General features: G+C 54.9%; 12 protein-coding genes. 3 read left to right on the top strand and 9 right to left on the bottom strand.

Going from position 1 to position 11,208, the window contains the following annotated elements; translation table 11 throughout:
- Positions 1 to 164: 164 nt before the first annotated feature.
- The 8 genes from DWV16_RS12265 to DWV16_RS12230 all read right to left on the bottom strand — a co-directional run bounded on the left by DWV16_RS12265 (position 165) and on the right by DWV16_RS12230 (position 7,101).
- The gene (locus DWV16_RS12265; protein ID WP_118479475.1) at positions 165 to 902 is read right to left on the bottom strand and encodes a PIG-L deacetylase family protein; all 738 of its coding nucleotides are present in this window, start codon (positions 900 to 902) and stop codon (positions 165 to 167) included.
- 24 nt (positions 903 to 926) lie between these two features.
- Positions 927 to 1,634 carry a deoxyribose-phosphate aldolase gene (deoC, locus tag DWV16_RS12260; protein ID WP_066453790.1) on the bottom strand — a complete coding sequence of 236 codons (708 nt, stop codon included), beginning with the start codon at positions 1,632 to 1,634 and terminating at the stop codon, positions 927 to 929.
- Positions 1,635 to 1,647: 13 nt separating this feature from the next.
- Positions 1,648 to 2,325, bottom strand: a complete 678-nt coding sequence (locus DWV16_RS12255) for a ribulose-phosphate 3-epimerase (RefSeq protein WP_066453788.1) — start codon at positions 2,323 to 2,325, stop codon at positions 1,648 to 1,650.
- Between the two features lie 12 nt (positions 2,326 to 2,337).
- Positions 2,338 to 3,120 carry an HpcH/HpaI aldolase/citrate lyase family protein gene (locus DWV16_RS12250; RefSeq protein ID WP_066453786.1) on the bottom strand — a complete coding sequence of 261 codons (783 nt, stop codon included), beginning with the start codon at positions 3,118 to 3,120 and terminating at the stop codon, positions 2,338 to 2,340.
- A gap of 21 nt (positions 3,121 to 3,141) precedes the next feature.
- The gene (locus DWV16_RS12245; protein ID WP_066453784.1) at positions 3,142 to 4,095 is read right to left on the bottom strand and encodes an aldo/keto reductase; all 954 of its coding nucleotides are present in this window, start codon (positions 4,093 to 4,095) and stop codon (positions 3,142 to 3,144) included.
- A gap of 39 nt (positions 4,096 to 4,134) precedes the next feature.
- Positions 4,135 to 5,418: a TRAP transporter large permease gene (locus DWV16_RS12240; RefSeq protein WP_066453781.1), complete on the bottom strand. Its 1,284-nt coding sequence runs from the start codon at positions 5,416 to 5,418 to the stop codon at positions 4,135 to 4,137.
- 74 nt (positions 5,419 to 5,492) lie between these two features.
- Positions 5,493 to 5,975, bottom strand: coding sequence for a TRAP transporter small permease (locus DWV16_RS12235; RefSeq protein WP_066453778.1), 483 nt, complete (start codon positions 5,973 to 5,975; stop codon positions 5,493 to 5,495).
- 40 nt (positions 5,976 to 6,015) lie between these two features.
- Entirely contained in the window at positions 6,016 to 7,101 is a 1,086-nt protein-coding gene (locus DWV16_RS12230; protein ID WP_207734362.1) for a C4-dicarboxylate TRAP transporter substrate-binding protein, read from the bottom strand.
- A gap of 390 nt (positions 7,102 to 7,491) precedes the next feature.
- Here DWV16_RS12230 and DWV16_RS12225 point away from each other — a divergent pair, with 390 nt between their 5' ends.
- On the top strand, positions 7,492 to 8,220 hold the full coding sequence (locus tag DWV16_RS12225; protein ID WP_066453775.1) for a FadR/GntR family transcriptional regulator: 729 nt from the start codon (positions 7,492 to 7,494) through the stop codon (positions 8,218 to 8,220).
- Between the two features lie 35 nt (positions 8,221 to 8,255).
- Here DWV16_RS12225 and DWV16_RS19635 read toward each other — a convergent pair whose 3' ends face one another.
- The gene (locus tag DWV16_RS19635) at positions 8,256 to 9,059 is read right to left on the bottom strand and encodes a peptidoglycan DD-metalloendopeptidase family protein (protein WP_066453773.1); all 804 of its coding nucleotides are present in this window, start codon (positions 9,057 to 9,059) and stop codon (positions 8,256 to 8,258) included.
- A gap of 321 nt (positions 9,060 to 9,380) precedes the next feature.
- On the opposite strand from DWV16_RS19635, the gene DWV16_RS12215 reads away from it, so the two are divergent.
- Together DWV16_RS12215 and DWV16_RS12210 are read left to right on the top strand one after the other, a co-directional pair.
- On the top strand, positions 9,381 to 10,031 hold the full coding sequence (locus tag DWV16_RS12215; RefSeq protein ID WP_066453769.1) for a corrinoid protein: 651 nt from the start codon (positions 9,381 to 9,383) through the stop codon (positions 10,029 to 10,031).
- A gap of 36 nt (positions 10,032 to 10,067) precedes the next feature.
- Positions 10,068 to 11,208 (top strand): zinc ribbon domain-containing protein (locus tag DWV16_RS12210; RefSeq protein WP_199719789.1); only part of this gene is annotated, 1,141 nt, incomplete at its 3' end.

Here is an 11,208-nt window from a genome sequence, read left to right as displayed (position 1 = left end):
CCGACTTTGCACACTTCCACCGCATCGAAAAATTCGTCGCATGCGATCGTCTTCAGGCTTTCCAGCAGCTCCCGCCCAGGGTGGCTCATCCACTGGATCGTTCCTACTTTGAAATATTTGTGAATGCTTTCTCGCATCGATTTTCACTCCTTTTGTTGCTGCGTTTACCGTTTTGTCAAAGGAAACTGCGTCCCCACATAAGGGAGGTACCGTTTGAAGCCTTCCGCATACTGAATCCCACGTTTGGCCCAATCCTTGGCCTGAAAGCCTCTGTGGGTGGCAAAATGGGTGTAATATCCGCCCAGGTGCGGCTGACAGGCAAACTTTGCGACCGCCTGCATCTTGATTTCATAGACGTCGTCGATCTCAATGTAGGTATCGGCACGGAACTCATTAAACTCCGAATGCGGGACGGTGCTTTCAAAGAAATAGACATTGGGGAAATAATGCGCCGGCGTATCCGGGAACGCCCCGATCTGCGCGGCGCTGCTGAGCGCGCGTACCACCGCTTTTCCCGTGATCTCATGATCCAGATTGAGCGGGTCGCTGATCCAGTGGGTAAGGATCAGTTCCGGCCGGATTTCCAGAATCCGTTTGGTGAGCAGCCGGATGCGTTCCTCATCCATGGTCAGCGGATAATCGTTATAAGCGTAAAATTCGATTGCGGCACCCAGAAAATCCGCGGCCGCCTGAGATTCCTCGTGACGGATTTTAGAGCATTCCTCCACCGTACCGCCGGTGGTGTTGCGCCAGTAGTCGCCCGATTCCCCGCGCGAACCATAAGTGAGCGCAATGATGTGGACGTTCCATCCGTCCCGGATGTAGCGTGCGATCGTGCCGCCCGCGCGGGTACAGTAGTCCGCCGCGTGAGCGCTCACGACCAACATGTCTTTTTTGCCCATGGAGGTCTCCTTCCCAGCAGATGTTCAGGGCTTATAACCCATCTTTTCGAGCTGGTCGATGATATTGTGGCGGCCCGCGCTTCGGCTTGCGCCCATCGCGACAAAGCCTGCCGCATCGTCGAGCGAGGCGATACCGCCGCTCGCTTTGATTTTGACCTTGTCGCCGAACGCATTCAGCAGGAGTCCGATATCATGCACCGTGGCGCGCCCCGGGCCAAAACCGGTGCAGGTCTTGATGAATTTTGCGCCGTTATCGACCGCAATCTGCCCTGCGGTCAGCTTCTGCTCATCGGTGAGATAGCCAGTCTCGATGATCAGCTTGATTTCCACACCGTAACCGGCGGCCAAATCCGCCATCTGGCGCACTTCATTCCCGACGAACGCATAGTCCTCGCTGAAGAACTTGTGCAGGTTCATCACCATATCAATCTCATTGACGCCCGATTCGAGCGCGAGCTCGGCCTCCTTCAGCTTGGTCGCGGTCATGTGGTTGCCCATCGGGAAACCGACCGCCACCTGCGCATGAACTTTGGAGCCCTTCAGCCGCTCGGCTACATACGCGCCCATGACCGGGAACACCGCCACTGCCGCAAAGCCATAAAGCAGTGCTTCGTCGCAGGTTTTTTCGAGCAGTTCCTGGGTGCAATTTGGAATCAATGCGTTGGAATAGTCAATTTTAGAGATGACGTCTTTGATAAACGCCTCGTCCTGAGGCAACGAAAGCAATTTCATGACAGAATGCCTCCTATCTGATTGCGTGCTGATCCATTTCCTTCTGGAACCGCCTGCAGGCGACCGCGAGGCCGTCCGGCTGGTTGAATACCGTATAAACGCCTGTAATCAGAATATCCGCGCCGATTTCGACGCTCCGTACTGAATTGGGGTAATCGATCGCGCCGTCCACCGAGATGAGAAAATCGGTCCCGGTGCTTCTGCGCAACTCGCACAGCTCTTCGAGCCTGCCGATGGCGTCCGGCATGAACACCTGGCCGGCATAGCCCGGTTCGACCGACATCAGAACCACCATATCGCAAAAGCGCACCAGCGGCTCCAAAAGTGAAATCGGCTGCGAAGGATTGATGATGACGCCCGCCTTCATGCCATTGTCGCGGATGCGTTTTAACAGCCGCCGGGAAAAATTGGTGCTGTCCAGATGGAAGCTCAGGTAATCCGCGCCGTCAGCCGCCATCCGTTCGACATACTGGAACGGGTCGGTCACCATCAGGTGGACGTCCAGCGTGAGCTGGGGATATTTTTGATGGATGGTTTTGACAATGGAAAGCGGGAACAGGATGTTCGGTACATAATTCCCGTCCGCAAGGTCGATATGCACAAAATCCACGCCGCCTTCAATCAGCTGGTCAACCTGGTCCCCCATATGAAGCAGGTCGCAGTTGGCCAGGGAGGGTGCATTGATTGCCATATCCGTTCCTCCTTACTTCCCGTAGCATGCCCGGAATTCATCCGCGCGTTTTTTAGCCAGCTTCGACAGATCCACCACATCCGACATCATGATGATGAGGTTGTAGCCTTTGTCATAAAGCTTCTTGGCCCCATCAAAGTCGTTGGCCACAGTGGCCAGGAATTTCTTCGACGGGATGACGATGTCCTCAATCCGCTTGATGGCCGCTTGAACCTCCGGATCGTTTATCTGGCCCATCTTGCCCATCGAGGTCGAGAGATCCATCGGGCCGATGAAGATGCCGTCAAGCTCCTCCACCTCCATGATGCCGGGGAGGTTGTCGATCCCGGTCGGGGTTTCGATCGCGACCATCACGAGGTTCTCGTCGTTTGCGCGGCTCAGGTATTGTCCGCGGTTCATTCCGTAACCGGCCGCGCGCGGGCTGCCCGCAATGCCGCGGACGCCGAACGGCGGATACTTGCAGCGGGAAACCGCTTCGACCGCTTCTTCCTTGGTGTTGACATACGGGACCGAAACGCCCATGACGCCGCAGTCCATAATCCGCTTGAGGGAGATCAGATCGTTCCACGGCGCGCGCGCGAACGGCGCGGCGCCCGTGGCTTTGATCGCCTGGCACATGCTGAGGACCGTCTGGTAATCGACAGGAGAATGCTCCACATCGATCACCAGAACGTCAAACCCTGCGTTTGCCATGATTTCAGCCGAGACATTGCTTGCCATATGAAGCCATGCCGCGGAAACCTTGCCCTTTTCCTTCAGTTTCCGCTTGACTTCATTGTGATACAGTTCTTCCATAATTACGCTCCGTTCTTCCGGTCACTTCTGCAGGAACTCTGCGGTCTTGGCCGATTCGTATTCCTGATAAAGTTTGGTGGTTTTGATCTGGCCGATCAGTTTCTGATCCGCTTCGGTGAACGGCTTGTCAAACGCTTCCGCGGCGCTGCGCAGATGGTGCGGCTTGCCCGTGCCGTAAACAACCATGTCAATCCCATCCTGGGCCAGGCACCACCGCAGCGCGGCGTCAGCCAGCGCGCCGGTCTCGGTGATTCCCGCTTCCTTGGCCATATGGAACAGCTGGCCCTTCATATAGGCCTCGCGGTCGACAACTCCCATCCCCTGCTCTTTTGCAGCTTTGAGGACCTTGCGGTTCGCCTGGTAATCGGCAAAATTGTAGTTGATGTAGACCACGTCAAAATAACCGGATTCGATCATCTTGAGATAGGTTTCCTCACCGGAGAAGGTGTCCGCGCAGGCAAAGCGGATGAGGCCTTCCTGCTTGAGGGCGGCGATGTTGCGGCCGAGTTTTTCGAGGTATTCCGGATCGTTGTCAAACGCGCACTTCATCGGCGCGATGTTGAAAAAGTCAATGGTGTCCCGCTGCAGCAGCTTCAGGATGCGCTGCGCTTCCGCGCGCAGCAGCTCGAGGTTGCCCATCTTGACGTTATTCTCGTCATAGGTGTAAACCATCCCTTCCGGACGGGTCTGGATGTAAATTTCACGCGGCGGGGGCATCTGCTTCAGGTTGCGCCCGAGCGCTTCCTTCTCGGAATCCTGGGTCACGTCGTAAAAGTTGATCCCAAGATCGTAGGACTCTTTGAGCACTTTGAGCCGGTTCTCGTTGCCGAAACCGTCAAAGATCACGCCAGGTGTGGTGCTCTTCGAAAAATCCTCGTTGAAGCCGCGGGATTTCCCGGTTGGCAGGTATTCATGCCCGCCCATGCCCAGCACCGAAATCTCGATGCCGGTTTTCCCAAGCGGAATATATTTCATAGCGGTAATCCTCCTATCGTAAAAGTGAAGGCAAATGGGTTACGTTCCGTACATCAGTTTCGGTGCCCACAGGATGATGTCCGGGAATATCGTCAGGACGACCACCTCTATCAGCACCGCGACCAAAAACGGAATACTCTCCTTCAGGAACTCCGGCATCTTACAGTCGAGCACACCGCATATCGTGTACATCGCAACGCCGACCGGAGGGGTCAGGATACCGGTGGTGACGACAACCGACATAATGATACCGAAAAAGATCGGGTCAAATCCGAAGTTCTTAATAAGCGGCAGCAGAATGGGAGTGAGCAGCAGGATGACGACCGAGCCCTCCATGAACATACCGAACAAAAGCAGGAACACAACAACGATCGCCATAACGACCATCGGCTCGGAAGTGATCCCGGTGATGAAGTTGGTGATCTTCTGCGGGATCTTGTCGATCGGGATACCGTAACCGAAGATACCGGACATCGAAATCATGAACATGATCGCACCGACGTCCACAATCGCTTCTTTCAGTGTTGCAATCAGCTTTGGAATTGTCAATTCTTTGTAGATGAAGAATCCAACCACCAGCGCGTAGACACAGGCGCACGCGCCGACTTCGGACGGGGTAAACAGTCCCATGCGGATACCAACCAGCAGCAGGATCGGGAAGATCAGCGCCCAGATGGTGTCGCCCAGGGAGTAGAGGATCTCTTTGAAGCTCGCGCGCTTTTCACGCGCGGGTTTGAATCCGCGGATATGCGAAGTGATCGAAACGGTGGTCATCAGAATGACCATCATGAGGACGCCCGCCGCCAGTCCTGCGGCGAACAGCCGTCCGATCGAAACCTCACCCACCGTGCCGTACAGGATCATACCAACTCCCGGCGGGATGGTCGAGGTGATCAATGAAGTGTAGCCGATGACAGCCCCGGTGTAGCCCACCGGGTAACCCTGGCGTTTCATTTCAGGGCCCAGGATGCGGGATTCCATCGCCGCGTCCGCGTTCGAGGAGCCGGAAACGCCGCCCATCAGAGTGGAAAGCACAACGCTCACCTGCGCCATACCGCCGCGCATGTGTCCGCACAGCAGCATGGAAAGCTTGATCAGCCGGTCGGTGATACCGGAAGAGTTCATCAGGCTGCCGGCGAAAACAAACAGCGGCACCGCAAGCAGGGTGATGTTCTGTGTTTGGGAGATCGGCAGCTGAACGATTGTGGTAATTGGGAATTCGGGATGCTGCAGGAAAAAAGTCGTTCCAGAGATCGCAATGGAAAATCCAACGGGTGTTCCAATTGCAAGCAGTATGATAAAGGTAATCACTACTACTACCAAGCAAATTCCTCCTCTTCATTTCTTGCGGCAGGCCGGGTGGGACCGGCCTGCCGCAACATTTCAACTCAAAAATGTCAAAAGACTGTGCGTTCGTCCTCGTCTTTCACCGTGTGATACATTTTGATCAATGTGGTGACCACCATGGACGCACAACACACCGGCACGCTCAGGGTAACCCAAGTGTAGCTGAGGAAAGGAATTCCCTGGAATGCGCGATACCAGGTTTTTACTGATTGGATTGCACCCAGATAAACCATCGCGATCAGAAATACAAGGCAGATCAGGTAAATGACCAGTTTCAATGCCTTTTGCGGCTTTCCGCCCATCCGGTTGAAGAGGATATCCACGTTGACCAGCTTTCCTGCCCGGAAAGCGATGTCAGCGCCAAGGAAAGTACTCCAGGTGAACAGGAGCAGCGCAATGTCGGTTCCCCAGTTGATCGGATTTCCAAGAGTGCGCAGCATTGCCGAGATAAAGATGACGGCAACACTGGTCACCAGGCCGAAAATCGCCACAACCAGTTCCACCTTACAGAAACCTTCGTAAAACTTCTTCATATTCTCCGCCCTTTTCTTTCGCGCGATAGCGATTGTTCATTTAAGCTGTGCGGCCAAGCTCCGCGAAGATCGCATCGCGTGCTTCCATAAGGTTCAGTTCCTCGTAGGCTTTCTTGCTGGCTTCTTTGAACGCGGCGATGTCCATCTCTTCATACGGGACATATTCCATGCCGGCGTCGATCATGGCCTGTTTTGCGGCGTCGGTGTCTTTCGCCATCTGTTCGGAAACTTCGAGGCCCGCTTTGTCGCACTCCTCGGTCAGGATCTTCTGGTACTCTTCCGGCAGAGCGTCGAACCACTCAGCGGAGCAGACCATGAAGTTGTTCTGGAAGAAGTGCTGGGTTTCAAGGATGTACTTCGCAACTTCCTGAATTTTCAGGTTGTTCGCGGCGATGTACGGCAGCTCGCATCCGTCGACAACCTTGGTCTGGATGCCGTTATACATTTCACCGTAAGCAAGGGAAACAGCGGTGCATCCGAGGGAGTTGACGCCGGAGACCCAGATCGGAGCGCCTGCGGTGCGGATCTGCATGCCTTTGAGTTCGGCAGGGCTGGTGCCTTTCTTGTTCGAGAAGATGTTGCGGTAGCCCTGGACATAAGCGAAGGAGATAACCTTGATGTTGTGGTCGGCTTCCAGTTTCTGCTCCCAGCCGTCGATTGTCGGGGAACCTTCGACCAGCTGCTTGACTTCGTCGAGGCTCTCGAGGAAATACGGGGCAAGCAGGACAGAGAATTCATTGACATAGTTACCCAGACGCGCGGCGTCGGTCTGCCAGCCAACGTTGGTGCCCTGTTTCATCTGCTCAAGGACATCTTCCTCAACACCCAGCTGGCTGTTTGGATAGACATCGATGACCAGTTTGCCGTTGGTCTTCTCGCTGACGGCTTCCGCCCATTTCAGGTACGCGCCGTGGAACGGGTCCTGCTCGGTGAGGGTGTGACCGAACAGCAGGGTGTAGGTTTCGCCGTCATCAGCCGGGGCTTCGCTCTCAGCGGGAGCGCTCGCCGCGGGAGCGGTGGACGCCGCCGGCGCGGCGGATGAAGCGGGCGCGCTGCTGCCTCCGCAGGCTGCGAGGGATACCATCATGGCCAGTGTACAGATGATTGCGAGGGTTCTCTTTTTCATAATGATCCTCCTAATCTACTTCTTGGAATTAATCATATAAGCTGACGTTTTTACATCTCGCTTATTCAAGTAAATAATATTATAACTTTGTTTTGTAGTCAACCGAATTTCGCTTATTTTGTCACATCCTATAAGATTTTTAGGGTAAATTTATGTATATCGCGGTCTTGTGCACGTGTGCATGTCATATTTTATTGGGTTTTCACAAAACCCCAACCCATCTCCTGTACAAACTTTCAATTGCCAGCCTGTAATATTTCTTTTATAATAAAGTTGTATTATTATTTCGATGCACTCTGTACGCGCGGCAAGATTTATGATATGATAAGCTTGGGTTGATGTGGACTGCAAATCAGCCCAAGCTTATCCAGCAAGCAAAGGAGTATCGGTATGTCTTACAATAACAACGCGAGCCAGGAAGTCAGCGATTACATCATCAACAATATCCAGTCCGGCGTTTGGAAGCCAGGGGACAAAATCTGGTCGGAAAGCGAGTTCTGCGCCCATCTGGATGTGAGCCGGATCGCCGTCCGGGATGCAATTGCAAGCCTTTCCGCGATTTCCGTCCTCAAAAAAGTCAAGGGGTCCGGCACCTATGTCGAAGATCCGGACAACGTCTCGCTTGAAGGGATCCGTTGTTTTCTCATGAAGACCGAGGACATGCTGGAACTGATGGAATTCCGACACATTATGGATTCCTACTGTACCGAACTCTTCGCCGAACGCGCCACCGAGGAGGAGATCCGCGATCTCGAGGAGTGCTATTATCAGATGCTTCAAAATTACAAAAATAAGGAGCGCTACGATTATTTCGCCAACGAATTCCACCTGAAAATCGCGCGCGGCTGCAAAAACCAGTTCATTTCCAAGGTCATGGAATACCTGCGCGACAGCATGCTCACCCACCAGAACATCCTGTCCCATGAAATCAACCGCAAGAAGTACCAGATCGGCGTCACCTACCATTACCGGATGCTTCAGATGATCAAGCAGCGTGATTCCGAGATGGCCGGCGCCTACTGCCGGTACCATATCCGTGAGTCGATGGAGCTGTTCCGCAAAATCGTTTCCGAGAACCAGAAAAAGGCCGCCTCGGAAAATAAATCGGAAAATAAATAAAAAAATCGACCGCTGCTGGGAGCAGCGGTCGATTTTTATTGGTCTAAGTATATGAGCGGGTCCAAAAAACGGCTGCCCACCCGCAGCTCCAGATGTAAGTGGTTCCCGGTCGAATTCCCAGTCGAGCCGACTTCCGCGATCTTCTGGCCCTGTTTCACCGTCTGCCCGGCGGAAACCATCAGGGCGCTGTTGTGGCCGTACAGGGTCTGGGAACCATCCGCATGGTCGATGATGACGCACCGGCCGTATTCCCCATACCACCCGGCAAGCGAAACTTTCCCTTCGGCGGCCGCATAGACCGGTGTGCCGCGTGGCGCTGCGATGTCGATTCCGTTGTGTCCATGATAGTCATAAAAATCAGCGGAAAGCCATCCGCGCCCTTTGAGAGGGTTTGCAAAGGATACCTTCGAGGCGCCGCCGTCCACAGTCCGGCTTTCGAGCACCTTCGCACCCCGCCGCACCACTTCGTTGACCGGCTTGGCCAGTTCCCTTGACTGGACCGAGACAATCCGCACCGGGATGCCTCCTTCATAGACCACCTGGAAGGTTGTCTCCTTTTCACCCATGACACCGTCGCTGACGTGTTCGGTATAGCCGCGGTAATAATTCGGCAGTTCGATGTAATCGGTGCGAAAGGGGATCTTCTCCGTGAATGTTACAGCGCGCGTTTCCCGCACAACCTGAGCGCGGGCTTCGGCTTTCATACCCGGGGCCACGGCATAAAACAGGAACACCGCGGCCGCCATACACGCCATCCACAGCAGCTTTCCAAATATCCCGCTTGATTCTGTCATTTTCCCTGCTGTCGTCTTTCGGATCTTGACCGCAGGTTTTTCCATTGATCGTCCTCCTTTTCCTTGGTTCGCCTTGCGGCTCATCAACCATGATAACGGCTGGTTGTGAACATTTTATGAATGTCACAATTTTTTTACCGTCCTTTCATATTATTGGAAACATCCCCCTCCCCCCGCTTGCAGCCGCTGGAAAAAAGCCTGCCGCGCTGGAAATGCCGGAAGATTCTTCCCCTTTGCCGCTCCCTTCAGGCGCTTGAAAAAAACAGGAAAATAAGGTATGATGAAAGCTGGCACGTATAAATATGTATCATTTGCGATACGTTGTTTTAAACAGCCGGCCAGGGCCGGCCACAGGGAGGCAGAATCATGTCCGCTATTTTGGAGGAAATCAGTAAATTTCTGCAGCAGGGCCGCGCGCCCGCCGTCAAAGATGCTGTCAATAAAGCGATTGAAGCCGGGATTCCTCCGCAAGAGATTCTGGACGGCGGCCTGCTCGCCGGGATGAATGTCATCGGGGAAAAGTTCAAGCTGAATCAGGTCTTTATCCCCGAGGTGCTCATCGCCGCGCGCGCCATGAACGCGGGGATCGATCTGCTGCGGCCCCTGCTCGCCAGCGGCGGAATGGAGAATAAAGGCACGGTCGTCATTGGAACGGTCAAAGGGGACCTGCACGACATCGGCAAAAACCTTGTGAAGATGATGCTCGAAGGCAAAGGGCTCAAGGTGATCGATCTCGGGGTCGACGTGTCCGCGGAAAAGTACCTTTCCGCCGCCGAGGAACATCAGGCGCAGATCATCGCCTGCTCGGCGCTGCTGACCACCACCATGAATGAGATGAAAAACGTGGTTGCGCTTGTGAAAAGCTCCCCGCTCGCAGACCGGGTCAAGGTCATGATCGGCGGTGCGCCGGTCACACAAGCCTATTGCGATACGATCGGCGCGGACCGTTATACGCCCGACGCCGCCACCGCGGCCGAGGTCGCGCTGCAGCTCTGTGTCGGCCGGCCGAATGATTGATCGCTTCCCGCGCCGGGAAGCAGGAAGGGGTAACCTATGTTCTGTAGAAAATGCGGCAGCGAGATTGTCGAGGACAGCGTCTACTGCTCCTACTGCGGCGTAAAGATCGAGGAGGAACCCTCTGGCGATGAGCCCCGCGAATCCGCGCCCTCCGCTGCGCCGGCCGAACAGCCGGATGACGGCTGCATTCGGCCGGGCATGCCCAAAAAGCGCTGCTCTGAATGCGGCAAGGAGCTGCCGGGCAGCTCCACTTCAGACACCTGCGCCATCTGTACCGTACGTATCCGCAACCGGGAGCGCGCCGAACAGGAAAAACGTGACGAACAGGCCAACGCGAACCGCGACCGGTACGATATCTCGGATGAATTCGACCAGAGCGTTTTTGAGAAGGAGCGCGGAAACTATTACCGCGACCCGGCGGGCTATTCCGACCCCAGACGCAAGCAGGGCTACGACTATTACAATCCGCATAAAACCCGCGGCGACGGCAGCCGCAAAGGCTGCCTGATCGCGCTGGTCATCGCAGGGGTCGTACTGATTCCGTTTATCCTGACGGCGGTCATCGGTCTGTTCTCCTTCGCCAGCGCCACCCCCGAACGGGAACCCGACCTCACGGTGGAGCCGGAATTTTCCATCAGCGAGCCGGCAGAACCGCTCCCGGACAACTGGAATCTCCCGGGTCAGGCCGGGGATAACGCCTATTCCTATACGGTGGATGAGGTTTATGATTACTTTCTCGTACCGGCGGCGGAAGAAACCCTTTCCAGCATGCTATGGCCCGATGACGAGTTCGCCGTGACTGTTCACCGGGATTCTCTCGTTTCAGACGGCGCTTACATCTATGTCTCCGGCTTGTTCAGCCGCACCCATGAAGGTGTTTACGAGGAGGATCCGTTCGTTTTTGGGGTGATGATCTCTGAACTCAGCTATTTCCCGCTCTCCCTTTTCCTGAGCGGCGAAGAGCTCTTCGACTACCGTTACGAGATCGATAACCAGGGCTACCTCACGCCGGAGGGCGCCGAAGTCTTCGGGATGGAGCCGGGCGACCAGCTCTTTGATGATCCGCTCTTCTTTCTTGATGAATTGCAGGAAGGCGGCGACTACGACATGTATCCCTTTGACACCGGCGACAGCGGTTCCTCCGATTTCAGCGGATTTGGCGATTTTGACGGGTTCG

The organism is Anaerotruncus sp. AF02-27 (genome assembly GCF_003465835.1).
GTDB lineage: Bacteria > Bacillota > Clostridia > Oscillospirales > Ruminococcaceae > Anaerotruncus > Anaerotruncus rubiinfantis.
Note: the sequence above shows the minus strand (reverse complement) of the source record. Positions and strands in the feature narration are given on the sequence as shown.